At 59.5% G+C, this 25,648-nt stretch carries 24 protein-coding genes; 10 read left to right on the top strand and 14 right to left on the bottom strand.

Translation table 11 applies throughout. The features are described from left to right. Positions 1–375 precede the first annotated feature (375 nt). Positions 376–1,878: an exopolyphosphatase gene (ppx, locus tag KBY02_RS17890; RefSeq protein WP_003403846.1), complete on the top strand. Its 1,503-nt coding sequence runs from the start codon at positions 376–378 to the stop codon at positions 1,876–1,878. On the opposite strand, the gene ppk1 is transcribed toward ppx, so the two are convergent. After that, positions 1,865–4,075, bottom strand: a complete 2,211-nt coding sequence (ppk1, locus tag KBY02_RS17885) for a polyphosphate kinase 1 (RefSeq protein ID WP_024643076.1) — start codon at positions 4,073–4,075, stop codon at positions 1,865–1,867. The genes ppx and ppk1 overlap by 14 nt on opposite strands. Positions 4,076–4,091: 16 nt before the next feature. Beyond that, entirely contained in the window at positions 4,092–5,102 is a 1,011-nt protein-coding gene (gene hemB, locus KBY02_RS17880) for a porphobilinogen synthase (RefSeq protein WP_058823230.1), read from the bottom strand. 231 nt (positions 5,103–5,333) lie between these two features. On the opposite strand from hemB, the gene KBY02_RS17875 reads away from it, so the two are divergent. The 5 genes from KBY02_RS17875 to KBY02_RS17855 all read left to right on the top strand — a co-directional run bounded on the left by KBY02_RS17875 (position 5,334) and on the right by KBY02_RS17855 (position 10,617). After that, complete coding sequence (locus KBY02_RS17875; RefSeq protein WP_011266302.1) at positions 5,334–5,996, top strand: DedA family protein; 663 nt, start codon at positions 5,334–5,336, stop codon at positions 5,994–5,996. Between the two features lie 186 nt (positions 5,997–6,182). Continuing rightward, entirely contained in the window at positions 6,183–6,851 is a 669-nt protein-coding gene (gene elbB, locus KBY02_RS17870; RefSeq protein WP_003403852.1) for an isoprenoid biosynthesis glyoxalase ElbB, read from the top strand. Positions 6,852–6,973: 122 nt separating this feature from the next. Then, entirely contained in the window at positions 6,974–8,032 is a 1,059-nt protein-coding gene (locus KBY02_RS17865) for a PA0069 family radical SAM protein (protein ID WP_003403854.1), read from the top strand. A 207-nt stretch (positions 8,033–8,239) separates the two neighbouring features. Then, complete coding sequence (locus tag KBY02_RS17860; RefSeq protein ID WP_003414103.1) at positions 8,240–8,980, top strand: carbonic anhydrase; 741 nt, start codon at positions 8,240–8,242, stop codon at positions 8,978–8,980. Between the two features lie 104 nt (positions 8,981–9,084). Further along, positions 9,085–10,617 carry a SulP family inorganic anion transporter gene (locus tag KBY02_RS17855; protein WP_003403858.1) on the top strand — a complete coding sequence of 511 codons (1,533 nt, stop codon included), beginning with the start codon at positions 9,085–9,087 and terminating at the stop codon, positions 10,615–10,617. Between the two features lie 120 nt (positions 10,618–10,737). Here KBY02_RS17855 and KBY02_RS17850 read toward each other — a convergent pair whose 3' ends face one another. Continuing rightward, on the bottom strand, positions 10,738–11,388 hold the full coding sequence (locus KBY02_RS17850; RefSeq protein ID WP_011266299.1) for a hypothetical protein: 651 nt from the start codon (positions 11,386–11,388) through the stop codon (positions 10,738–10,740). 248 nt (positions 11,389–11,636) lie between these two features. Here KBY02_RS17850 and KBY02_RS17845 point away from each other — a divergent pair, with 248 nt between their 5' ends. Continuing rightward, entirely contained in the window at positions 11,637–12,128 is a 492-nt protein-coding gene (locus tag KBY02_RS17845) for a cytochrome c oxidase assembly protein (protein ID WP_024652633.1), read from the top strand. 69 nt (positions 12,129–12,197) lie between these two features. Then, positions 12,198–12,830 (top strand): SCO family protein, encoded by a 633-nt coding sequence (locus KBY02_RS17840; RefSeq protein ID WP_024652634.1) that lies wholly within the window; start codon positions 12,198–12,200, stop codon positions 12,828–12,830. Positions 12,831–12,836: 6 nt separating this feature from the next. Here the strand turns inward: KBY02_RS17840 and KBY02_RS17835 are convergent, their stop codons facing one another. The 5 genes from KBY02_RS17835 to KBY02_RS17815 form a co-directional block, all read right to left on the bottom strand. Then, on the bottom strand, positions 12,837–13,322 hold the full coding sequence (locus KBY02_RS17835) for a hypothetical protein (RefSeq protein WP_080267181.1): 486 nt from the start codon (positions 13,320–13,322) through the stop codon (positions 12,837–12,839). Between the two features lie 17 nt (positions 13,323–13,339). Further along, positions 13,340–14,572: a DUF6861 domain-containing protein gene (locus KBY02_RS17830; protein WP_225650663.1), complete on the bottom strand. Its 1,233-nt coding sequence runs from the start codon at positions 14,570–14,572 to the stop codon at positions 13,340–13,342. A 546-nt stretch (positions 14,573–15,118) separates the two neighbouring features. After that, complete coding sequence (locus tag KBY02_RS17825; protein ID WP_003403866.1) at positions 15,119–15,892, bottom strand: MetQ/NlpA family ABC transporter substrate-binding protein; 774 nt, start codon at positions 15,890–15,892, stop codon at positions 15,119–15,121. A 50-nt stretch (positions 15,893–15,942) separates the two neighbouring features. Then, positions 15,943–16,617: a methionine ABC transporter permease gene (locus KBY02_RS17820; RefSeq protein ID WP_003317371.1), complete on the bottom strand. Its 675-nt coding sequence runs from the start codon at positions 16,615–16,617 to the stop codon at positions 15,943–15,945. After that, positions 16,617–17,624 (bottom strand): methionine ABC transporter ATP-binding protein, encoded by a 1,008-nt coding sequence (locus KBY02_RS17815; protein ID WP_011266296.1) that lies wholly within the window; start codon positions 17,622–17,624, stop codon positions 16,617–16,619. Before KBY02_RS17815 ends, KBY02_RS17820 begins: the two co-directional genes overlap by 1 nt. 307 nt (positions 17,625–17,931) lie before the next feature. Between KBY02_RS17815 and katE the strand changes: the two genes are divergently transcribed. After that, complete coding sequence (katE, locus tag KBY02_RS17810; protein WP_011266295.1) at positions 17,932–20,082, top strand: catalase HPII; 2,151 nt, start codon at positions 17,932–17,934, stop codon at positions 20,080–20,082. Positions 20,083–20,234: 152 nt separating this feature from the next. On the opposite strand, the gene KBY02_RS17805 is transcribed toward katE, so the two are convergent. From KBY02_RS17805 to KBY02_RS17790, 4 genes are read right to left on the bottom strand one after another with little or no spacing between them, the layout of a single operon-like run. After that, complete coding sequence (locus tag KBY02_RS17805) at positions 20,235–20,951, bottom strand: PA5502 family lipoprotein (protein ID WP_024643073.1); 717 nt, start codon at positions 20,949–20,951, stop codon at positions 20,235–20,237. Positions 20,952–20,989: 38 nt separating this feature from the next. Further along, positions 20,990–21,778, bottom strand: a complete 789-nt coding sequence (gene znuB, locus KBY02_RS17800) for a zinc ABC transporter permease subunit ZnuB (RefSeq protein ID WP_003341611.1) — start codon at positions 21,776–21,778, stop codon at positions 20,990–20,992. After that, the gene (znuC, locus tag KBY02_RS17795; RefSeq protein ID WP_011266293.1) at positions 21,771–22,559 is read right to left on the bottom strand and encodes a zinc ABC transporter ATP-binding protein ZnuC; all 789 of its coding nucleotides are present in this window, start codon (positions 22,557–22,559) and stop codon (positions 21,771–21,773) included. Before znuC ends, znuB begins: the two co-directional genes overlap by 8 nt. Further along, the gene (locus KBY02_RS17790; RefSeq protein WP_003425978.1) at positions 22,559–23,041 is read right to left on the bottom strand and encodes a Fur family transcriptional regulator; all 483 of its coding nucleotides are present in this window, start codon (positions 23,039–23,041) and stop codon (positions 22,559–22,561) included. Before KBY02_RS17790 ends, znuC begins: the two co-directional genes overlap by 1 nt. Positions 23,042–23,108: 67 nt before the next feature. On the opposite strand from KBY02_RS17790, the gene znuA reads away from it, so the two are divergent. Then, positions 23,109–24,050 carry a zinc ABC transporter substrate-binding protein ZnuA gene (znuA, locus tag KBY02_RS17785; RefSeq protein ID WP_024643072.1) on the top strand — a complete coding sequence of 314 codons (942 nt, stop codon included), beginning with the start codon at positions 23,109–23,111 and terminating at the stop codon, positions 24,048–24,050. Between the two features lie 249 nt (positions 24,051–24,299). Here znuA and KBY02_RS17780 read toward each other — a convergent pair whose 3' ends face one another. Continuing rightward, a complete protein-coding gene (locus tag KBY02_RS17780; protein WP_011266290.1) occupies positions 24,300–25,250 on the bottom strand; it encodes a homoserine kinase in 951 nt (316 codons plus the stop codon). 36 nt (positions 25,251–25,286) lie between these two features. After that, positions 25,287–25,574, bottom strand: a complete 288-nt coding sequence (locus tag KBY02_RS17775; protein WP_003397794.1) for a DUF2782 domain-containing protein — start codon at positions 25,572–25,574, stop codon at positions 25,287–25,289. Between the last annotated feature and the right edge of the window lie 74 nt (positions 25,575–25,648).

Genomic DNA, 25,648 nt, shown 5'->3' with positions numbered 1-25,648 from the left:
CGAAGACTGTGTACATGCTGTATCGGGCTGGACAGAAATCCTGGTGGGAGTGAGCTTGCTCACGAAGGCGTTGGTCCAAACGCCATATCTCCGGGGGCTGCACCGGCCTCTTCGCGAGCAAGCTCGCTCCCACGAAGACTGTGTATTACGCTGAGCGCGGCGCATAGACAAGATGGCGTTCTTAGGGATACCTCTCGTTCCGCACGCTTTAGCGTGGCAATGCATTTTGGTGACGCTCTGCGTCACATGGCATTGATAGCCATACGCCACGCGCGCGAGTAATACCGGGTATTTCCGGTGCCTGAACAGCTTCGCGTTGGCGGCAGGCATGGATCGTGGCACGATGGTCCGGTTATCGAACCGGATTTCCTGACCATGCCGCACTCAACACCCAAGAATTTTTCACTGATCGCCGCTATCGACCTGGGCTCCAACAGCTTTCATATGGTTGTGGCAAAAGCCAATCAGGGCGAGATTCGCATTCTTGAGCGCCTGGGCGAGAAGGTGCAGTTGGCCGCTGGCATCGACGAAGAGCGCCAGCTGACCGAAGAATCCATGCAGCGCGGTCTCGACTGCCTGAAACGTTTCGCCCAGTTGATCAACGGGCTGCCGCCCGGTGCGGTGCGCATCGTGGGCACCAATGCCCTGCGCGAGGCGCGTAACCGCAACGACTTCATTCACCGCGCCGAAGAAATTCTCGGCCACCCGGTGGAAGTGATTTCCGGCCGCGAAGAGGCGCGCCTCATTTACCTGGGCGTCTCCCACACGCTGGCCGACACCCCGGGCAAACGTCTGGTCGCCGACATCGGCGGCGGCAGTACCGAATTCATCATCGGCCAGCGCTTCGAACCGCTGCTGCGGGAAAGCCTGCAGATGGGCTGCGTGAGTTTTACCCAGCGCTACTTCCGCGACGGCAAGGTGACACCGGCCCGTTACGCTCAGGCGTACACCGCTGCGCGCCTGGAAATCATGAGCATTGAACACGCGCTGCATCGCCTCAAGTGGGATGAAGCGATCGGCTCGTCAGGCACCATTCGTGCTATCGGTCTGGCGCTCAAGGCCAATGGTTACGGCGCTGGCGAGGTCAACGCCGAAGGGCTGGCCTGGCTCAAGCGCAAGCTGTTCAAGCTGGGTGACGTGGACAAGATCGACTTCGATGGCATCAAGCCCGACCGTCGCGCCATTTTTCCCGCAGGCCTGGCGATTCTGGAAGCCATCTTCGACGCCCTCGAACTCAAGCGCATGGATCACTGCGAAGGTGCCCTGCGTGAAGGCGTGCTGTACGACCTGATGGGCCGCCATCATCATGAAGACGTACGTGAACGCACACTCAGCTCGTTGATGGAGCGTTATCACGTCGATCTGGAACAGGCTGCACGCGTCGAAGCCAAGGCGCTGCATGCGCTGGAGCAGGTTGCCGAGAGCTGGGAATTGCAGCACGAGAGTTATGCCGAACTGCTGAGCTGGGCGGCCAAGGTGCACGAGATCGGCCTGGACATCGCCCACTATCACTACCACAAGCACGGCGCGTACCTGATCGAGCACTCCGACCTGGCCGGCTTCTCACGCGAAGACCAGCAAATGCTCGCACTGCTGGTGCGCGGTCATCGCCGTAATATTCCCAAGGACAAGTTCGCCGATTTCGGCGCTGAAGGCATCAAGCTGATTCGCCTGTGCGTGCTGTTGCGCTTTGCGATTCTGTTTCACCACATTCGCGGCACCCAGGAGATGCCGCGTGTGACGTTGCGTGCCGACGGCCCGAATCTGGACGCCGAATTCCCGAAAGGCTGGCTGGAAAACAATCAGCTGACTCAGGCCGACTTCGCGCTGGAAGCGGAGTGGCTGACCCGAGTCGGCATCGTCTTCAGCGTACGCTGAGGACCGGGTTGCTCAGGCGCTCCAAAAGGGTCGCCTGGGCGCTTCGCGGGTTCTGATTACCGGTCGGCGTGCTGCGCACGTAACGCCCGTCCGACTGCAACAGCCAGCTGTGGGTGTTGTCGGTCAGGTAGCTTTCCAGCTCCTTCTTTACACGCAGAATCAACTTCTTGCCTTCCACCGGGAAGCAGGTCTCGACGCGCTTGTCGAGGTTGCGCTCCATCCAGTCGGCACTCGACAGGAACATCTGCTCGTCGCCGCCGTTGAGGAAGTAGAACACCCGCGTGTGCTCCAGGAAGCGGCCGATGATCGAGCGCACATGGATATTGTGCGAAACCCCGGCGATGCCCGGACGCAGGCAGCACATGCCGCGCACCACCAGATCGATGCGCACACCGGACTGACTGGCCTTGTACAACGCCCGGATGATCTTCGGATCGGTCAGCGAGTTGAACTTGGCGATGATGTGTGCAGGTTTGCCATCGAGCGCAAATTGCGTCTCGCGGGCGATCATGTCGAGCATGCCTTTCTTGAGCGTGAACGGCGCGTGCAGCAGCTTCTTCATGCGCAGCGTCTTACCCATGCCGATCAACTGGCTGAACAGTTTACCGACGTCTTCGCACAAGGCGTCATCGGAGGTCAGCAAGCTGTAGTCGGTATACAGACGTGCGTTACCGGCGTGGTAGTTGCCGGTCCCGAGATGCGCATAACGCACGATCTCGCCCGCTTCGCGACGCAGGATCAGCATCATCTTGGCGTGGGTCTTGAAGCCGACCACGCCGTAGATCACCACCGCACCGGCGGCCTGCAGGCGGCTGGCCAGTTGCAGGTTGGACTCTTCGTCGAAACGCGCACGCAACTCGATCACCGCAGTGACTTCCTTGCCGTTACGCGCGGCATCGACCAGTGCATCGACGATTTCCGAGTTCGCTCCGCTGCGATACAGCGTCTGGCGTACCGCCAGCACGTGCGGGTCTTTTGCCGCCTGGCGCAGCAGGTCGACCACCGGCGTGAACGACTCGAAAGGGTGCAGCAACAGGATGTCCTGCTTGCTGACCACGCTGAAAACGTTTTCGCTGTTCTGCAGCAGCTTGGGAATGGCTGGCGTGAACGGCGGGTATTGCAATTCTGGGTGGCTATCCAGGCCGGTGATGCTGAACAGACGCGTCAGGTTGACCGGGCCATTCACCTGATACAGCTCGGACTCGTGCAGGTTGAACTGCTTGAGCAGGTAGTCCGACAGGTGTTTCGGGCAGGTGTCCGCCACTTCCAGACGTACCGCATCACCATAGCGACGCGAGAACAGCTCGCCACGCAGTGCGCGCGCCAGGTCTTCCACATCTTCGGAGTCCAGCGCCAGGTCGGCGTTGCGGGTCAGGCGGAACTGGTAGCAGCCCTTGACCTTCATGCCCTGAAACAGATCGTCAGCGTGGGCGTGGATCATCGACGACAGGAACACGAAGTTATCGCCAGGCCCGCAGACCTCTTCCGGCACCTTGATCACACGCGGCAGCAGACGCGGCGCGGGAATGATCGCAAGACCGGAGTCGCGCCCGAAGGCATCGATACCTTCAAGCTCGACGATGAAGTTCAGGCTCTTGTTGACCAGCAACGGGAACGGGTGCGTCGGGTCGAGACCGATCGGGGTGATGATCGGCGCGATCTCGTCGCGGAAGTAGCGTCGTACCCAGGCCTTGAGCTTGGCCGTCCAGTGACGGCGACGAATGAAGCGGACCTGATGTTTCTCCAGCTCCGGCAGCAGAATGTCGTTGAGGATCGCGTACTGACGATCCACATGACCGTGCACCAGCTCGCTGATCCTGGCCAGCGCCTGATGCGGCTGCAGACCGTCGGCGCCCGCCTGTTCACGGGCAAAGGTGATCTGCTTCTTCAGGCCTGCAACACGAATCTCGAAGAACTCATCGAGGTTGCTGGAGAAGATCAGCAGAAACTTCAGCCGCTCCAGCAACGGGTAGGACTCATCGAGCGCCTGTTCCAGAACCCGGATATTGAACTGCAGTTGCGACAGTTCACGGTGGATATACAGGCTGCTGTCGTCCAGGTTGGGCGCGACGATAGCGGGCACCAGAGCGGCGGGTGCCTCGATGGCCGGGATTACTTCGATGTCAGGTTCGACCACGGGCGTTGCCTCCGGGACATCGACTTGAACAGCGGCTTCGATGAGTGCTTCGGTATTCATGAATGTTCCTGTGAGGCTATTGCCCCTTCAACAGTTGAGCGGCGCGAACAGCAAAGTAGGTAAGGATGCCGTCGGCGCCGGCGCGTTTGAAGGCAGTGAGGGATTCGAGAATCACCCCTTCACTCAGCCAACCGTTCTGGATTGCGGCCATGTGCATCGCGTATTCACCGCTGACCTGATAAACAAAGGTCGGCACTTTGAACTCATCCTTGACCCTGTACAGAATGTCCAGGTAAGGCATGCCTGGCTTGACCATGACCATGTCGGCGCCTTCGGCAAGGTCGGCCGCCACTTCGTGCAGGGCCTCGTTGCTGTTGGCCGGGTCCATCTGATAGGAGGCCTTGTTGGCCTTGCCCAGATTCAGGGAGGAACCCACCGCATCACGGAACGGGCCGTAGTAGGCACTGGCGTACTTGGCCGAATAGGCCATGATCCTGACATTGACATGCCCGGCCAGCTCCAGAGACTCGCGGATGGCCTGAATACGACCGTCCATCATGTCCGACGGAGCGATCACCTGAGCACCGGCATCGGCGTGCGACAGCGCCTGCTTCACCAGCGCGTCGACAGTGATGTCGTTCTGAACATAGCCCTCTTCGTCGAGGATGCCGTCCTGACCATGCGTGGTGAACGGGTCCAGCGCCACATCAGTGATGACGCCCAGCTCCGGGAAACGGTCACGCAGGGCGCGGGTCGCGCGCTGGGCGATGCCGTCCGGGTTCCAGGCTTCGGCGCCGTCGAGGGATTTCTTTTCCAGCGGTGTCACCGGGAACAGCGCCAGCGCAGGGATACCCAGCGCGACCCAGTGCTCGGCTTCCTTGAGCAACAGATCCACGCTCAAGCGCTCGACGCCAGGCATCGAGGCGATGGATTCACGACGGTTTTCACCATCGAGTACAAATACCGGAAGAATCAGATCGTCGACAGTGACAACGTTTTCACGCACCAGCCGACGGGAAAAGTCGTCGCGGCGATTACGGCGCAGACGAGTGAGAGGAAACAGGCGGTTAGCGGGGGTAAAGCTCACGGCGAGACTCCTGAGCCCGCTTACGCGGGCAAGCGCGACAGTTATAAGCCGCCATTATGACCAATGTGTGACAGTCATGGTTCGACCTGCGACTGCACGTCGCGGTCGCGGCCTTTGAAGGGATAGGGCCATTGTGGTTGCAAGAATCTTTAACGTCGAGACACATATGGACACTTTCATGATTGCCTTGGGCGCGTTAGGCTGCGCGTTCATTTCGCCAGCATCCAGACAATGCTCCAGAATTTCTTGAACGAATTCGGCTACTTCGCCCTGTTCCTCGGCACCTTTTTTGAAGGCGAGACCATTCTGGTTCTTGCCGGATTTCTGGCGTTTCGCGGATACATGGACCTCAACATCGTCATCCTCGTAGCCTTTTTTGGCAGTTATGCGGGTGACCAGTTGTGGTATTTCATGGGGCGCAAGCATGGCCGCAAGCTCCTGGCGCGCAAACCTCGCTGGCAACTCATGGGCGACAAGGCGCTGCGGCTGGTCCGCAAGCACCCGGACATCTGGGTGTTGGGCTTCCGCTTCGTGTACGGCCTGCGAACGGTCATGCCTGTGGCCATCGGCCTGTCGGGCTATCCCCCCGGGCGTTATCTCCTGCTGAACGGTATCGGCGCGGCTGTCTGGGCCGCAGCGCTGGGTTCAGCTGCCTACCATTTCGGCGCGGTGCTCGAAGGCTTGCTGGGCAACGTCAAGAAATATGAACTCTGGGTGCTGGGCGCACTGATACTGCTGGGGCTGGCCCTGTGGATACGCCGACGCATCAAGAACGCCCGTATCGCCCGTGAAGAGCGTGAAGAAAGGAGCCGCTTCTGCGCATCGGCAGCGGCCTCCGACCTGGAGGAGCCGATCACCGTGCCCGTCGACCTGACGAAAAAATCCGACGAATAAACGCTCAGTCCCCCTCCCGAGCGCAGGCTGACAGGCCTCGCTCGGCGAAAGCGCGACCACCGCCCTCCCCATGCACCTTTGCACAACCAGCAATGCCTGAACTGAACACTCGGCCCGTTAAGCGATCAACTGAACAGACAAATTAAAACAAGCCTCAGGTTGATCGAGCAAAAGGAGCCGAAATCGATGCAGAAAAAAGTGGCTGTAATCCTCTCCGGCTGTGGCGTCTACGACGGTGCCGAGATTCACGAAAGCGTCCTCACCCTGCTGCGTCTGGATCAGCGCGGTGCGCAGGTTCAGTGCTTTGCGCCCGACATCACTCAGCATCATGTGGTCAATCACCTGACCGGTGAGGAAATGCCCGAGTCGCGCAATGTGCTGGTCGAGTCTGCGCGCATTGCACGCGGCGAAGTGAAGGACATCCGCGAAGCAAATGCCGAAGACTTTGACGCCCTGATCATCCCGGGCGGTTTTGGCTCGGCAAAGAATCTTTCCGACCTTGCCCTGCAAGGCCCGGCCTGCCAGGTCGAAGCCGGACTGCTGGAGCTCGCCGAGGCGTTTGCCGAAGCCGGCAAACCGGTCGGGCTGATCTGCATCACCCCGGCACTCGCGGCCAAGATCTATGGCCCCGGCGTTACCTGCACCATCGGCAACGACCCTGAAACCGCTGCGGCCATCACCAAAATGGGCGGCAGCCATGCGGAATGCGCCGTCGATGATATCGTCGAGGACGAAGCCCGAAAACTGGTCAGCACACCTGCCTACATGGTCGCCAAGAGCATCAGCGAGGCGGCCTCGGGCATCAACAAGCTGGTTGACCGCGTGCTGGAACTGACCCACGAGGGCGATGCCTGATCGGCGCCCTGCCTGCCCAAGGCACCGCCCGTCAGGCGGGCGGTGTTTTGCAGGCCGGCCATGGTGATTCATCCAGGCTTTATACTGTACTGTATGTATGAACAGTATATGAGTAATGCCCGATGTCCAGCCCCTATCCGGTTCGTGGCCGAGGTACTGCCAGCAATCCGCATAACCGCTTCGCACCCAGTCAGTCGGTGGCCGAAGATGATGGCTGGTATCAGGAAGTGCCGCTTACGCAAGGCACCCAGGTCACCAGCGAAACAGCCAAAAGCATCATTACCCGCAACAGCTCGCCGGATATCCCCTTTGACAGGTCGATCAACCCTTACCGGGGCTGCGAGCACGGCTGCATCTATTGTTTCGCCAGACCCAGCCACGCCTACTGGGACATGTCGCCCGGCCTGGACTTCGAGACCAAGCTGATCGCCAAGACCAACGCGGCGGCGCTGCTCGAGCAGCAGCTGTCCAAGCCCGGCTACCGCTGCGCGCCCATCACCCTCGGGGCCAACACCGACCCCTACCAGCCGATCGAACGTGAGTACCGCATCACCCGGGCGACGCTTGAAGTGTTACTGCGCTATCGGCATCCGGTCAGCATCATTACCAAAGGCTCGCTGATCCTGCGCGATCTGGATCTGCTGGCAGAGATGGCCAGGCTACGGCTGGTGTCGGTGTTCATCAGCCTGACCACACTGGATGACGAACTCAAATGTATCCTCGAGCCCAGAGCTGCGGCGCCCAAGGCTCGCCTGCGGGCCATTCGGGTATTGCGCCAGGCGGGTGTCCCGGTCGGTGTGCTGTGTGCGCCGATGATCCCGATGATCAATGACAGCGAGCTGGAGGCACTGCTGAGCGAAGCGAAGGCTGCAGGCGCCCTGAGCGCCAGCTACGTGATGTTGCGCCTGCCGCTGGAAGTCGCGCCGCTGTTCGACGAGTGGCTGAAGACGCATTACCCGCAACGCGCCGAGCATGTCATGAGTCTGATTCGTCAAAGTCGCGGCGGAGCCCTGTACGACAGCACGTTTGGTTCTCGAATGCGCGGCGAAGGACCGTTTGCCGACCTGCTGGCTCAACGCTATGCCCTGGCGATCAAACGGCTCGGATTGAACAAACGGGGTGGATTTGCACTCGATTGCGATGCGTTTTGTCCGCCGGGAGGGCAAATGTCGCTGCTGTGACGAACTTGGTACTATCGTGCAAACCCGCGTCCCAGAGCCATCGCATTCAGTTTCGTTTAAGCTTCGGCGATTAGTCTGTAACTCGGAGTGTCATCAGCGATAGCGCTCAAGGGATTTGTTCGTGATGCCCTTCAGAGAGGGATCACATCCGGCTCTGGTCAAACAGGCATGAAGAATCCACATCAATTCGTCAGAGAGGATGAAGACATGACAGACATCGGTAAACAGCATTCGGCTACGTCGTCCAGCACATCAAGCCATTCAGACAGCGCCGACGTAGCGTTGAAACATATCGTCGATGGCTTTGTACATTTCCGTAAAGAGGTCTTCCCCCAGCAGGAAGAACTGTTCAAGAAGCTGGCGACCGCCCAGTCGCCACGGGCCATGTTCATCACCTGCGCCGACTCGCGCATCGTGCCCGAATTGATTACCCAAAGCTCCCCGGGCGACCTGTTCGTGACGCGTAACGTCGGCAACGTCGTACCGCCGTATGGCCAGATGAACGGCGGCGTGTCCACCGCTCTGGAATACGCAGTGGTTGCACTGGGCGTGCAGCACATCATCGTTTGCGGACACTCTGACTGCGGCGCCATGCGCGCAGTGCTCAACCCTGACAGCCTGGACAAGATGCCTACGGTAAAAGCCTGGTTGCGCCATGCCGAGGTTGCCCGCACGGTGGTCGAGCAGAACTGCAGCTGCAGCGGCGAACTGGAAACCATGCAGGTCCTGACTCAGGAAAACGTGATTTCCCAGTTGCAACACCTGCGCACCCACCCTTCGGTCGCAGCGAAAATGGCCAGCGGCCAATTGTTCATTCATGGCTGGGTCTACAGCATCGAAACCAGCGAGATCCTGGCTTATGACGCCGAGCTCGATCGTTTCATACCGCTCGACGGTACGGGACCGACGCCGATGGCTTCACCGAAAGCACGCTTTTCAGCCGACTGATCACCAGTCCGACTGACGGCAAGCCCTTCTTTATCAGCTGATGGCGGCTGCGCAGGATGCGCGTCGCCCGTCTTGCCTCGTCTGAAGAATCCCGGAGAAGCGTCATGGGTATTACAGCATTGAAAACCGCTTTACCACGGGAGCTGCTCGCTTCCGTGGTCGTGTTCCTGGTCGCCCTGCCGCTGTGCATGGGGATCGCCATTGCATCCGGCATGCCTCCGGCCAAGGGTCTGATCACCGGCATCGTGGGCGGGCTGATAGTCGGCTGGATAGCCGGTTCGCCGTTGCAGGTCAGCGGTCCCGCAGCCGGTCTGGCAGTACTGGTTTTTGAAGTGGTACGCGAGCACGGCATGGCCATGCTGGGTCCTATCCTGGTACTCGCCGGATTGCTTCAGCTGCTGGCAGGTCGATTCAAGCTTGGTTGCTGGTTCCGGGTCACGGCACCTGCGGTGGTCTATGGCATGCTCGCCGGTATCGGCGTGTTGATCGTACTGTCACAGGCACACGTGATGTTCGACAGCGGTCCCAAACCCTCCGGGCTGGACAATCTGATCGCCTTCCCGTCCACACTGATCCAGGCCTTCGGGCCAGGCACCGGCATGCAGGCCGGTATGCTCGGTCTGGGCACCATGCTGATCATGTGGGGCTGGGAAAAACTCCGTCCGCAGTCTTTGCGCTTCGTACCCGGCGCACTGCTGGGCGTGGGTATCGCAACCGGTATCAGTCTGTTCATGGCCTTGCAGGTCAAGCGTGTCGAAGTGCCTGACAACCTGGCCGACGCCATCGACTGGCTTCGCCCGGCTGACCTGATGAACCTGGCCGACCCTGCCATTCTGGTGGCCGCTATCGTCGTAGCGTTCATCGCCAGTGCCGAGACGCTGCTTTCTGCCTCGGCGGTCGACCGCATGCACAGTGGCCAGCGTTCGGACTTCGACAAGGAGCTCAGCGCTCAAGGTGTGGGCAATATGCTCTGCGGCGTGCTCGGTGCATTGCCGATGACCGGCGTTATCGTACGCAGTTCGGCCAACGTCCAGGCCGGTGCCACCACGCGCTTCTCGACGATCTTCCACGGCCTGTGGCTGCTGGCGTTCGTATTGCTGCTGTCGAGCGTGCTGCAAAGCATTCCGGTCGCGAGTCTGGCCGGCGTGCTGGTCTACACCGGTCTGAAGCTGGTCGACCTGAAGGCATTTCGTGGTCTGGGCCGCTATGGCCGGATGCCGATGTTCACGTATGCGGCGACTGCTGTGGCGATCATCTTCACCGACCTGCTGACCGGTGTACTGGTCGGTTTCGGCCTGACCCTGGTGAAGCTTGCGTTCAAGGCTTCGCGTCTGAAGATCAATGTGGTCGAACTGGCGGGCGAGAAGGAATTCGAGCTGCGTCTGGTCGGTGCCGCAACCTTCCTCAAGGTACCGGCGCTGACTCAGGCACTGGGCACTATCCCACAGGGCAGCACGGTGCATGTGCCGTTGGGCAATCTGTCCTACATCGACCACTCGTGTCTGGAACTGCTGGAAGAATGGGGTCGTTCCAATGCCGCTCATGGCACCCGGTTGCTTATCGAACCGCGGGGCTTGAAGCGTCGTCTTGAAGGGCGGATCTACACCACAACGGGGATCGGCTCGGGCGCAGCCTGATAGTCGCCACCCTGTTATCACAGCTCTGGAAACATGGGAGCCGGATGGGTCTTCGCGTAGCAGCGGAGCGATATCCGGCTCCTTCCATTGCCGGCGAAGACAGTGATTCGGGCCTCTGAATCAGACCGCGGAGCGCTCCAGCTCCAGGCCGACGCCCAATTGCCGTGACAGGCTTGGCCAGCGCTGCCAGGCCGCTCCTGTTTCAGGGCTGATCAGCTTCTCGCGGTAGGCCTCGACCGAGTCCAGCGCGAAACTCTCTTCATCAAGCAACTCGTCGACGGCATGGTGAACCGCTTCGTCCAGCTGGTTGGCAAATTGCTCGCCGATCAACTGGTGGGCAATCACGCTGGCAACCGTGGTATTTGACGGTATCAGCGGCTGACCGAAATGCTTGATGTACAGGTCATTCACTTCCTCGACCAACCGGTGGGCCAGATAAGCCTCGTCCAGCAGGCTTTCCAGGCCTTCATGCCCATCCATGATGGAAGGTGGGGCCGCGAAAAAATGCTCGGCGATTTTCAGCACCGGCTTTATCTGACCTTCGATCCCGGCTTCCAGCGCGACCTCATGAGCTGCGTCCAGCAGATCGGGTACCAGATCGATGTAGGCCGTGACGAAGCGCGCCAGAACATCTTTCGCATCGACTTCCGGCAGGTGGATGGCAGGATGGAGATGTGGGAGCTTTTGTGCCAACTGTTGCAGCAAGTGGCCGGTCCGGGCCTCATGTTGATGGGCTAGTTGTATCTGCTCGCGCAATGCGGCGGTATTCATGGCTGCTGGGACTCCTGGAGGCGTCAGGCCCCGTGGTTGGTTGATGGAAAGTCATACGTTAGCTTGCTTAACTAAATGCCTAAGACGGTTTTGCTATATGTGACTCACATTTAGATACATTGGCTATATACCGCTGCCGTGCCCGGCCATGCGGGCGCGCTGCAGCTCGCGTTTTGAATAAGCAGGCTACTCTGAAGTCGCCCGCAGCTCTTTCGACACGCTGTCCGACATAAAAAAGTGAGCCACGCATGAGCCAGCCTCTTTTGTCCAAACGGCTCTTCCTGCGTTTGACGTGCTTAATAGTGATCATGCTGATAGGTGGATTGGCATTGCCGTCGCTCTATGGCGTGCTGACCGGACATGACAATGCCCTGCCGGGTGAGGACGCTTCGCGTCAGGTCGAAGTGCAGTTCACCGCCAGCAACGTTGCCGGGATGACCTGGGCGTTTTATCCACAGACCAGCCAGATGCAGGTCCATCCCGGCACGGTCAACGAGATGATCTTCATCGCGCAGAACCCGACCGACAGACCGATGAAAGCCCAGGCCGTCCCGGGTATTTCACCCGGAAAAGCGGCTGCGTGGTTTCACAAGACCGAATGTTTCTGCTTCACGCAACAGACATTGCTGCCGGGCGAGCGCATCGAGATGCCGGTGCGCTTCATCATCGACCGGGACATGCCCGACGATGTAAAACACCTGACGCTGGCCTATACGCTGTTCGATGTCACCACGCCCTAGACCTAGGCTCGGCGCGCAATATAGGCCATCATCCCCGGCCGCACGCCGATCACTACTCGCACTGACACCATGACCCGTACTCAGAAAAGCGTTTTCATTGCTGCCGCCATCGTCGCCCTGATTCTGGGTGTGATTCTCAGTCAGGTGCTGCCTGGCCGCAGCTCACAGGATCAGGCGGCGCTCAACGACGCCGGTATTGTCCTGCTCCCCAAAAGCCGCCAATTGCCGGCCCTGAGCATGACCGACCAGAACGGCGCGGCCGTGCCCCTTGATGGCTTGAAAGACCAATGGACGCTGATGTTCTTCGGCTACACCTTCTGCCCGGACATCTGCCCCACGACCCTGGCGCAGATCAAGCAGATCAGGTCCGAGCTGCCCGAAGAGACAGTCAAGCGCATGCGGGTAGTGCTGGTCAGCGTCGACCCGAACCGCGACACACCGCAGCAGCTCAAGCAATACCTGGGCTACTTCGACCCGCAGTACATCGGCCTGACGGCACCTGTCGCTGATATCCAGACATTGGCCAATGCCGTGAGCATCCCGTTCATTCCCGCAGACACCAGCAAACCTGACTACTTCGTCGACCACAGCGGTAACCTGGCCCTGATCGGCCCGGACGGCACGCAGCGCGGCTTTATCCGCGCACCGCTGAACAACAGGAAGCTGGTGAAGCAATTGCCGGGGTTGCTGGGAAGGGATTAGACCAGCTCAACCGCCGTGAGGCTTCCAGAGAATGGCATAAGGCAGCTCATTATCGATACTCGTAGGCGACCGAAAATAATAAACAGCCGATGAGCTTTCCAAACTCTTATGAACAAAGGCACCATCAGACATTACACGATAAGATGCGTATTCCATAAATTTCTGAGAGCCTTTGAAGTCTAAAGCTTCTCTTATCTGGCTGTAAGTACTGCCCGCACCAACCGGAAGCAATTCAGGCGGAGGCATACCTTCAGCGTTATCATCACCTTCAACATCTTTATAATAAGCTCTTCGAAATGCACGCTCACTGGCAGCCCAGTAAAAAGACAGCAAACAAAGTTTGCCATCTGTATCATCACTTGAGGCATCAACCAATAAATATTGCTCCTCTGAAACTTTATATGCATCGTCCTCCATCGGTAGAACGGATGCCTCCCGCACGTCGATAATTTCTCCGGCTTTCATCCTGCACAACGATACCCAATTTTGCATTCTCTTATGCCTCACACTTATTGCGGCCATTTTAATAGACGACCTTCAACCCTGCCAGCCTTAAGCGCTTTTTCTGCAGCTACTTTAGCTTGGCCCTCGGGCATGTTTCTGACAGAACTTATGATTTCTGCCTGCCACGCCTGTAACTTTGAAGGTGGTAAAGAAGCTGGATAGCTTCCGCCTGGAGCACGGTATTTTGCATCCCAAACAATCACTGAACGTGATGCTGGATCGTAGGTAATGTAATCTGCGCCTGGTAACGATGCTTTGCCTGGTGCTGATATAGGTATTTGTCCTGACTCAATCACTTGAGCCCAACCACGTGCCTCTCCGATTGCACCGTTCAATTCAGAATACGGACTGCGGCCGCTATTAACTTTTGCAAGGACTTCCGGTTCAGCTTGATTCATCGCATTGGCATTTGCTCCAGGGCGATCAGCTACCTGCTGCAGAGAGGATTCCGGTATATCAAACGGGCCTCGGCGCGGCTCCGGCTTTTGCAAATCATGACGTTTCTTGAGCGCGTCCTCGTGCTCCAGCATCCACTGGGCCAGTCGTTCTCCTTTGGGGCTGGCTCGCATTTCCTGTGCGAGGAGACCTGCGTTGCCTCGGCCACGTGTCAGGTATTCAACCACCGCCCCCAGCAACAGCATCACTACTTCCACGTGGCCTTTTGCAATGTCTTGAGTTGCGCTGTTCTGGGCGTACGGATCGTCACTCATGAACGGGTTATGTCCTCGCTCGCGAGGTCCTCGCCATGCTGTTTTAATGCCGCTCAAGTAATAGCCGATGATGCGCGGGAAGCCATCGACGACGTATTCGGCGATGGACTTAAGACCCAGCACTCCCAAAATGAACGTACTGGCCTGTAATCCCAGCGCAGTACCAAGAGCACCACCGGGATAAGCACCTATCCCGAAGAAAGCCGAGCCAACGCCTGCGCCGATCAAGCCTCCCGTAAACGCACTGCCCACTACAATCATGGCCATTTGCGCAACGACGTCGATCAAGTCCTTGATAATGATGGAGATGTCGAGGTCAGAGAAACGCCTTACCAATACGCGACCAGCCTCCCACTCGGCAAGGACAAACGCCCTTCTGACGCAGTCAAAACGACGAATGATCAGTGATCGCGAAGGTGCAGGTTCGTTAAGATGATTCCGAAAATGGCCGCCGGGCTGATACCCCATGTCGTGGTCCAGCCTCTGTCGCAATTCACTCCACGAAGGCAGCATACGGAAAAAGAACATTCAGCGTCTCCCTGACAACTCTTGATACAGCTAATGCGCAAGCAACCTAACAGAAGAAGTGCAAAAAAATCCGAGGGCCACGTGAAATCCGCAAAACTCGGAAAATTCTTACATTAGCTTGGGTTAATCAAAGGCCTACCTGTGCCCGGGCCTACGCAAGGCGTGCGGTGCAGGGATGAAGGGCACCTTAATCACCGTCCCCGCCTTACGTGCTCATTGTCATACTTGGATCAGAAAAGGCACGAAAAACGGCTTATGCCTGGGGGCGTGGGAGATTCAGGAGATAACGACAGCTGCAACGGGCTGCGAAGCGACTATAAGACCTGCTTCGGATTTGCCTGTCTTCCATCTTGCGAGGTCACGGCATGCAACTCCGCCTGCTCGTGCGGCCCGAAGCAGGCGTAATGGCTGCAATGTGACGCGGAGCGTCCCGAAGGGCGCTACCACGCAGAGCGTAGGAGCGATAGAGCGCTCCAGAATGCACCCGACGCTCTGCGTCGCAAGGGACGCAGAGCACTGGCGCGAGAACCGCAAGGTGCGATCAGATCAGAACGCCGGCAACACCGCGCCTTTGTACTTCTCGGCCAGGAAGGTTTTCACTTCCGGGCTCTGCAAGGCGGCTACCAGCTTCTTCATCGCGTCAGAATCCTTGTTGTCCGGGCGGGCGACGAGAATGTTCGCGTAGGGCGAATCGGCACCTTCGAGGATCAGCGCGTCCTTGGTCGGGTCAAGCTTGGCGCTCAGGGCGTAGTTGGTGTTGATCAGCGCCAGATCGACCTGAGTCAGCACGCGGGGCAGCGTGGCCGCTTCCAGTTCACGGAATTTCAGGTTTTTCGGGTTATTCACCACATCCGAAGGCTTGGACAGGATGTTGCCCGGTTCCTTCAGAGTGATCAGGCCTGCCTTGGCCAGCAGCAGCAAGGCGCGGCCTTCGTTGGTGGCATCGTTGGGCAGGGCGACATTGGCATCATTGGGCAGCTCTGCCAGCGTCTTGAACTTCTCCGAGTAAGCGCCGAAAGGCTCGATGTGAACCTTGGCCACAGCCACCAGATCAGTGCCTTTGCCCTTGTTGAACTCATCCAGGTACGGCTGGTGCTGGAAGAAGTTCGCGTCCATACGGTTCTGCGACACCTGCACGTTAGGCTGGATGTAGTCATTGAAGACCTTGATGTTCAGGTCCACGCCTTCTTTGGCCAGGGTCGGTTTGACGAACTCGAGGATCTCGGCGTGCGGCACGGCAGAGGCCGCGACGGTCAGGGTTTCGTTGGCCTGCGCGGACAAGGCGGTGACAGCGGCGAATATGGCCAATAGTTTTTTCATGCAACAACTCCTTTGGGCCCGCACAGGCGGGCCAATACCAACGGATTCGATCAACGATGTGTGAAATGCGCGACCAGTCTGTCGCCGATGGTCTGCAGAATCTGCACCAGCACCAGCAACAATACGACCGTCACGAACATCACATCGTTCTGGAATCGTTGATAACCATAACGGATCGCCAGGTCGCCCAGCCCGCCAGCGCCCACGGCACCGGCCATGGCCGTGAACGACACCAGCGCAATGGCGGTCACCGTGATCGCCGCCAGAATGCCGGGGCGCGCCTCGGGCAACAGCGCCTTGACGATGATCTGCCGAGTCGTCGCGCCCATGGCCTGCGTGGCTTCGATGATGCCGCGATCCACTTCGCGCAGTGCGGTCTCTACCAGACGCGCAAAGAACGGCGTGGCGCCGGCGATCAGCGGCGGCAAGGTGCCGAGGATACCCAGTGACGTACCGGTAATGATCTCGGTCAACGGCATCATCACGATCAGCAGGATGATGAACGGCAGCGCGCGCAGCATGTTGACGATCACCCCGACCGTCGCATACAGCTGCTTGTGCTCCAGCAACTGACGCGGCGAGGTGAGAAACATCAGCACGCCCAGCGGCAGGCCGAGCAGGATGGTGAAACCGAGCGATACACCGAGCATGATCAGCGTGTCGCCAGTGGCCACCCAGATCTCGTACCAGTCGACATTGGAAAACAGGTTCAGAAAAGCGTCCATCAGCGCAGCACCTCCATATGAACATCAGCGGCGGTGAAGCGCGCGAAGGCAGCGTCCATGTCGCCGCCGGTGACGGCCAGCGTCAACTGCCCGTAAGGGGTGTCCTTGATGCGGTCGATACGACCGGCAAGGATGCTGTAATCGACGCCGGTTTCCCGCGCTACCGTGCCGAGCAACGGCGCGTAGGTGGCCTCGCCCTGAAACGTCAGACGCACGATACGGCCTTGAACGTGAGCGAAGTCGTCACGCTGCTCGTTTTCGTCGATCTGCTCGTCTTCCTGCACAAAGCGCCTGGTCGTGGCGTGCTGCGGATGCAGAAACACATCAGCGACCTTGCCATGCTCGACAATCACCCCGGCGTCCATGACGGCCACCTGATCGCAGACGCGACGAATCACGTCCATTTCATGGGTAATGAGCACGATGGTCAGCTTCAGCTCGCGATTGATCTCGGCCAGCAGTTGCAGAACCGACGCAGTGGTCTGCGGGTCCAGCGCGCTGGTGGCTTCATCGCAGAGCAGGATTTTGGGCTTGGTAGCCAGTGCGCGGGCGATGCCGACGCGCTGCTTCTGGCCGCCCGACAGTTGTGCCGGGTACTTCTTGGCGTGATCGGACAACCCGACCCGTTCCAGCAATTCGGCCACGCGCTGGTCGATCTGCTTGCGCGGCATATCGCCTGCCAGGGTCAGCGGCATGGCGACGTTGTCGGCCACGGTTCTGGACGCCAGCAGATTGAAGTGCTGGAAGATCATCCCGACCTGTTGGCGGAAGCGGCGCAGGCCGTTGGCATCGAGCGCAGTGACGTCTTCGCCATCGACCACGATCTGTCCGCCACTGGGGGTTTCCAGGCGGTTGATCAGGCGCAGCAGGGTACTTTTGCCCGCGCCGGAGTGGCCGATGATGCCGAACACCTGGCCGCTGTCGACGCGCAGGCTGGTGGGGTGCAGGGCCGGTATTTCCTTGCCTGCCACCCGATAGGTTTTGTGGACGTTATGAAACTCGATCACGGAGCGAACCTTGTGGGGCGCGTTAAAAAATCAGCGCAGTGGCTAGAGCACCACCTGCTTCGTTACCTCGGCCGGATAAAGCCGGGCGCGCATTTTAGCCTGTCCGGCCCGCTGTGCTTAGCATTTATTTACCAGCTGTCCTGCGCAACGGGCATAACACGACCGTTGGTGATCGTATGCTGAAAATAAAAGGAACGGCTGTTTTTTGCTCCGGTCACTTCATGGATACCGTGATTTCCCGCTTACGCCAGGGAAGTCGTATTCAGCGAACCCAACTCAATGATTGGGGCGAGATAAGGAGTCTCTGATGGCTAGCAAGAACGCACCACCTGTAACCGAAACGCCCAAGAGCGAAATGGCAGGTACCGACACCCTGGACCGTGGCAACACCAACGAAAAGCTGGAAAGTCTCGAGCAGTTTCGCTCGGACGCGACCCAGCAGGCCCTGCGCACCAACCACGGCGTCAAGATTTCCGATAACCAGAACACCCTGAAAGTCGGCAGCCGCGGCCCATCGCTGCTCGAAGACTTCATCATGCGTGAAAAGATCACGCACTTTGACCATGAGCGTATTCCGGAGCGTATCGTCCACGCCCGCGGTACTGCAGCACATGGTTATTTCCAGACTTACGAAGACCATGGCGCCCTGAGTAAAGCGGGCTTCCTGCGTGATCCGGGCAAGAAGACCCCGGTGTTCGTGCGTTTCTCCACCGTTCAGGGCCCACGTGGCTCGGGCGACACCGTGCGTGACGTGCGTGGCTTTGCCGTCAAGCTCTACACCGACGAAGGCAACTTCGACCTGGTGGGCAACAACATGCCGGTGTTCTTCATTCAGGACGCGATCAAGTTTCCTGACTTCGTGCACGCGGTGAAACCCGAGCCGCACAACGAAATCCCGACTGGCGGCTCGGCTCACGACACCTTCTGGGACTTCGTGTCGCTGGTGCCGGAATCCGCGCACATGGTGCTGTGGACCATGTCCGACCGTGCGATCCCGAAAAGCCTGCGCACCATGCAGGGCTTTGGCATCCACACCTTCCGCTTTATCAACACCGAAGGTAAGTCGAGCTTCGTGAAGTTCCACTGGAAGCCCAAGTTCGGCGTGTGCTCGCTGGTCTGGGACGAAGCGCAGAAGCTGGCCGGCAAGGACACCGATTTCCACCGCCGCGACCTGTGGGAGTCCATCGAGATGGGCGACTACCCGGAATGGGAACTGGGTGTACAGATCGTTGCCGAGGAAGACGAGCACAAGTTCGACTTCGACCTGCTCGATCCGACCAAGATCATCCCGGAAGAACTGGTACCGGTTACCCCACTGGGCAAGATGGTCCTGAACCGTAACCCGGACAACTATTTTGCCGAGACCGAGCAGGTTGCCTTCTGCCCGGGCCACATCGTGCCGGGTATCGATTTCTCCAACGATCCGCTGCTGCAAGGTCGCCTGTTCTCCTACACCGACACGCAGATCAGCCGTCTGGGTGGGCCGAACTTCCACGAAATCCCGATCAACCGTCCGATTGCGCCGAACCACAACGGTCAGCGTGACGCACAGCATCGCACCACTATCGACAAGGGCCGCGCGTCCTACGAGCCGAACTCGATCGATGGCGGCTGGCCGAAGGAAACCCCTGCCGGCCCGGTAGATGGCGGCTTCGAGACCTACCCTGAGCGTGTTGAAGCGCACAAGGTGCGTGAGCGCAGCGAGTCGTTCGGCGATCATTTCTCGCAGGCCACCCTGTTCTTCCAGAGCATGAGCCACCACGAGAAAGAGCACATCATCGCGGCCTACAGCTTCGAGTTGGGCAAGGTCGAGCGCGAATACATTCGTGCCCGTCAGGTCAACGAGATTCTGGCTAACATCGATATGGATCTGGCCAAGCGTGTAGCCGCCAACCTCGGCTTGCCAGCACCGGCTGCCGGTACCGTACCTGCGCGTCAGACTTCGGTAAAAGAGTCGCCGGCGCTGAGCCAGGTCAACCTGCTGTCTGGCGATATCGTTTCGCGCAAGGTTGCCATTCTCGTGGCTGACGGCGTTGACGGCAAAGCGGTCGAAGCCATGAAAGCCGCGCTGACTGCCGAGGGCGCACACGCCAAGGTATTGGGCCCGACCTCCGCACCGGTCAAGACGGCTGACGGCAAGAGCCTGCCAGTGGACGCATCGGCTGAAGGCCTGCCTTCGGTCGCGTTCGACGCAGTCTTCGTGCCGGGTGGCAAGGCTTCGATCGAAGCGCTGAAAGGCGACGGCGTGGCATTGCACTTCATCCTCGAAGCCTACAAGCACCTCAAGGCCATCTCCTTTGCCGGAGAAGCCAAAGAGCTGCTGAGTCTGCTACGCCTGGAAGAAGATGCGGGCCTGCTGGAGGTATCCGATAGCACATCGTTCAAGCCGTTCTTCCACGCGATTGCTCAGCACCGTGTGTGGGATCGTGAAGCGAAAGCCAAGGCTGTTCCGGCTTGATCTGACGCTGCTACATCGCTCCCACGCTCCGGCGTGGGAGCGCCTTTCCGGACGCTCTCTCCGCCCGCTTATACTCCCGAACACTTGTCGTTCCTCACGCTCCGCGTGGGAATGCAGTTCTGGACGCTCTGCGTCCGCCTTCAAGGATCGACTCAGGACTTCGCTGGCGTGAGGATGATTTGAGCTTTTTCATTGCGCTCGATCTGTCGACGCAATTGCAGTTCGAAATCCGGATTGGCCTTGACCACCCGCTTGGTCAGCAACGTAGCCAGCCACGGATAGTCTTCGGTACGCGGCACCACCATCAGCACTTCACAGTTGAACGCTACGGTATCGGCTGCGATATCGTCGAGTTGACGACGCAATGCAGGCATATCGCCGATCTTGAGCTCAATCGTCGTGCTTTCTGCCGACGGGTCAATCAGTCTGGCAACCCTTCTGGCTTCGGCCGCTTTCAAATCCGCTTCGGCTTTTTCCAGCTCGGCCTTGCGCGCATGGGCAATGGCGCCGTTGACGCCACTGGTCAGCGCCGGTGCCTTGGGCATCAGGGCGCGTGCACGGCTCAGCGCAGAGGCCGCCGCGTTCATGTCGCCCTTCTGCAGGCTTATCTGACTGCGGCTCAGATAGGCTTCGGCCAGACGACGCTGAAAAGGCTCCAGACGGATGTCGGCAGGATTGGCAGTCTGCAACGCCGCCAATTGGTCCTCGGCCGTTGCCAGCTCATTGCCGGCGATGTTCTGCTCAAGCTGAGCGAATGCATCAGGCTGGGCCTCGGAGGCAGGCGTCTCGACAGTGGGCGCACTCTGGCAGGCACCCAGCAGGATGGAAAATGCGACAAGCAGCAGATAGCGTGGGGCGAACGGCTTCATTCCTGCGATTCTCTAGTTTGCGCAAAAAACGAGCAAGTCTACACCGCTCGCCTGGGTAGAACAAAGCTGAGCAAGAACAACGCCGCAGCCGATACCACTATAGACGGTCCGGCAGGGGTGTCCTTGAACCAGGACAATGATAGCCCGGCACACACGGCTATCACGCCCAACAGGCTCGCGCCCAGCGCCATTTGCTCCGGCGAACGGGCGTGACGCTGTGCCGCAGCTGCCGGGATGATCAACAGCGACGTAATCAGCAGAACACCGACGATTTTCATCGCAACCGCGATCACCACGGCGATCAGCAGCATCAAGGTCATGCGCAGTGTAGCAACCGGCAGGCCTTCGACCCGCGCCAGCTCTTCATGCACGGTCATTGCCAGCAGTGGGCGCCACAGCGCGACGATCAGCACCAGCACCAACGTGCTGCCGCCCAGAATCCAGCCCAGATCAGCCGGGCTGATGGCCAGCAGATCGCCGAACAGGTAGGCCATCAGGTCGATGCGCACTTCGTGCATGAAACTGAGCACCACCAGCCCCAGCGACAAAGTGCTTGGCGCGAGAATCCCCAGCAGCGTGTCCGACGCCAGCGGTTGGCGCTGTTGCAACGTGACCAGCAACACCGCCAGCAGCAGGCAGCCGACCGTCACCGCGATGGTCGGGCTGATGTCCAGCAGGAAGCCCAGCGCGACGCCGAGCAGCGCGGCGTGGGAAAGTGTGTCGCCGAAATACGCCATGCGCCGCCAGACCACGAATGATCCCAGCGGGCCAGCGACCACGGCCAGCGCAACGCCTGCGAGCAAGGCATACAGTAGAAAATCAGCCATGCTTACAGCTGTCTCCGTGAACGTGAGTGTGAGAGAGGGGTGCAGCGTCATTCACCACCGCGCCATGCAGATCGTGGGCGTGATCGTGATGGTGGTGATAGATCGCCAGGCTCTGTGCGTTCTTGCCGAACAGTTCGACGAACGCCGGGTCATGGCTGACCTGCTCGGGATGCCCGGAACAGCAGACATGGCGGTTCAGGCACACCACCTGATCGGTGGTGCTCATGACCAGATGCAGATCGTGGGAAACCATCAGCACGCCGCACCGGTGGCGGTCGCGCAGCCGGGTAATCAGGCTGTACAGCTCGGCCTGTCCCGCTACATCGACCCCCTGCACCGGTTCGTCGAGGACCAGCAACTCAGGCTTGCGCAACAACGCACGCGCCAGCAGAACACGCTGCATCTCGCCACCGGAAATGCCCTGAATCGGGCTGTCGATGACTTTCCCGGCGCCGACTTCTTCCAGCGCCGACGCTGCGGCCGTGCGATCCACACCGGGAACCAGACGCAGGAAACGCAGCACCGACAGCGGCAGCGTCTGGTCCACATGCAGCTTTTGCGGCATGTAGCCGACACGCAGTTTCGGCTTGCGCCAGACGGTCCCGGAGTCAGGCTTGAGCAGCCCCAGCACCGCACGCACCAGCGTGGTCTTGCCGGCACCGTTGGGGCCGATCAGGGTGACGATCTCGCCGGGTTTGACGCTCAACTGGATATCATCCAGGACGTTTTGTCCGGAAAGCGTAACGGCAACCTTGTCCAGACGTATCAATGCATCCGACATCAGGCGGCCTTGCAACCAGCGCATACGCCGACGATCTCGACCGTCTGGCCTTCGACCGCGAAGCCGACGCCTGCGGCGGCATCGACCACGGCATTGCTGATGGCCGGGTGCTGCAGCTCGATCGCCGCATGACACAGGCGGCAGATCAGGAACTGGCCCTGATGCGCATGAGTGGGGTGGTTGCAGCCCGTGAAGGCGTTGAGCGAGGCAATCCGGTGCACCAGACCGTTTTCCAGGAGGAAATCCAGCGCACGGTAAACCGTTGGCGGGGCCGCACGGCGACCGTCTTCATCACTCAGCACCGCAAGGATGTCGTAGGCACCCAGCGGCTTGTGGCTTTGCCAGACCAGTTCCAGCACACGACGGCGCAAGGTGGTCAGGCGCAGACCCTGTTTGGCGCACAGCGCATCGGCTTCGGCGAGGGCCGAATGCACGCAGTGAGAGTGGTCATGGGGGCGACTGGCCAGGGGAGTATTGGGCATGAGCAGCGACGATATTGGCTAGAGACGTTATTATGTTACCCGTTCCTGGCTGATATGAGTGATTCGAGTGCGCCGTCTTTTAAATCTTGCTGCTGTTTTCTGGGTCAGCCTGCTGATCATCTCCCCTGCTCAGGCCGAGGTCCGAGTGCTGACCAGCATCAAGCCTCTGCAGCTGATTGCGGCGGCTGTACAGGATGGCGTCGGTACACCGGAAGTGCTTCTGCCACCGGGCGCCTCACCGCATAACTACGCGCTGCGCCCGTCCGACGTACGGCGTGTACAGGAAGTCGAGTTGCTCTACTGGATCGGCCCGGACATGGAAACCTTCCTGCCGCGCGTCATTCAGGGCCGCAAACTGCCTGCGGTTGCCGTACAGACACTGCCGGGCATGCACTTGCGGCACTTTGGCGAAGACAACGCCTCGCATGATGACCACGAGCATGATCACGACAACGACGCAGACGAACATGACCACGACCACCGCCCCGGCAGTCTCGATTCGCACCTGTGGCTGTCGACCGTCAACGCGCGGGTGATCGCCGCAAAAATGGCCACTGACCTGAGCGCTGCCGACCCCGCCAACGCAGCCCGCTACGCCAGCAACGCCGAGGCGTTCAGCAAACGCCTCGATGCACTGGACGCCCGTATCAAGCAGCGTGTCAGCACAGTGGCAGGCAAGCCTTACTTCGTATTCCACGAAGCCTTCGATTATTTCGAAGAGGCCTATGGGCTCAAGCACGCCGGGGTATTCGCCATCGCCGCCGAGATCCAGCCCGGCGCCCAGCACGTCGCCGCCATGCGCGAACGCCTGAAAGCTGCAGGCAAGACCTGCGTATTCAGCGAACCACCCCTGCGCCCGCGCCTGGCCGAAACCCTGAGCGCCGGCCTGCCGGTCAAACTGGCCGAACTGGATGCACTGGGCGGCTACACCCCGGCCACCGCGCAGGGTTACGAGCAAGTCTTGCAGAAGCTGGCTGATGATTTGGCAGGTTGCCTGAGCAGTCTCTGACTGCCACCGCCCACATAGCAGCACTGCTGTGTGACGCGGAGCGTCACGAACTGCATTCCCACGCTGGAGCGTGAGGAACGATAGTCGTCAGGGATAACACTATCGTGCCCATGCTCCGCGTGGGCATGCCGGTCTGGACGCTCCGCGTCCTCTTGCGACGCAGAGCGTCACCAACTGCATTCCCACGCGGAGCATGGGAAAGAGAGTCAACCGTCCGACTAGTTCAGACTCGCGAAGACAGGTCTGGTCTCAGAGCGCAAACGGCAACGCAATATGCGCTTCCTGGCGCTCGGCCAGGCGGCGCTCGAACTCCGCAGGATCATGAATCAGCACATCCTGACCGGCGAAGGTTTCAGCGGCGATCAAACGTGACAGCCAGAAACGCACACAAGCGATACGCAACATGGTCGCCCAGAGCTTCGACTCCGCAGCCGTGAACGGTCGCAAGCCTGCATAGGCCCCCAGCAAGGCGCGCGCGCGGACAGCATCGAGCTGACCGTTTTCGCGGGAACACCAGTCGTTGAGGGTAATCGCCAGGTCGTACAACATCGGACCCGAGCAGGCATTGTAGAAATCGATCAACCCGGTCAGGTGCGTCCCTTCGAACAGTACGTTGTCGCGGAACAGATCGGCATGCAGATTGGCGCGCGGCAGCGCCATGATCTGCGGTTTGCACGCCTCGATCTCCTGAAGGCTCTTTTCAAGCAGCGCTCGCTGAGTCTCGCCCAAGTGCGACAGAAAATTGCGCCCCTCGCTCAGCATCCAGTCCAGACCGCGATCAGTCTTGCGCTCGACGATCTGCCCGCGGGTCGCCAGATGCAGGTTGGCCAGCAACTCGCCAATCTGTACACAGTGCTGGGTGTTCGGCTCGCTGATGTGCTTGCCTGGCAGACGCGGCTGCAAAAGCGCCGGTTTGTCTGCCAGCTCGCGCAGCGCCTGACCGTCGGTGGTGCGCAGCGCATAAGGCACCGGCAGATCGGCCTCATGCAGCACGTCGAGCAGTTCGATGAAGAACGGCATTTCCTGAACCGGACCGCGCTCGACCAAAGTCAGCACGAACTCGCCCTGCTCCAGACTGATGAAGTAATTGGTGTTTTCACTACCGGCAGCGATGCCCTGATAGTCAAGCAGACGGCCGAGCCCGTAAGGGGCGAGAAATGTTTCCAGCTCGGGCCGAGCCAGTGGGGTAAAAACGGACATATCAGGACTGCCAACGATTGAAGTGAATGTAGGGTGCTACCAGCTGAATATTTCCCACTGCGGGATCAGCATGTCCGGTTGGTCCGAACGAATGAAATTGGGGCTTGTACCATCGGCGCGCACCAGAAAATAGGGTTTGCCGTGTTTCGGGGTGATTTTAACCGCATACAGAAAGCCATTCTGGCGGTATTCCTGAATGGTTCTGTCACCGTCAGTGCGAATAGTAACGTCCGGCGCCGCTGAAGGTGGATCTTCTGCTGCAACAGCGAGCAAAGGGCAAAATGCCAACAGGCCGGTCAATATCAGTCGATTTACCTTGCACATGATAACCTTGTCCCTTTGTCGTCAATGGTCCGCGCATTCTAGCGCCGACCCCGCCGAAAAGGTTGATTCTGCTC

The organism is Pseudomonas sp. P129 (genome assembly GCF_020312195.1).
Lineage (GTDB): Bacteria > Pseudomonadota > Gammaproteobacteria > Pseudomonadales > Pseudomonadaceae > Aquipseudomonas > Aquipseudomonas fragariae.
The sequence above is the reverse complement of the archived record's forward strand: the minus strand, read 5'-3'. Positions and strand labels throughout refer to the sequence as shown.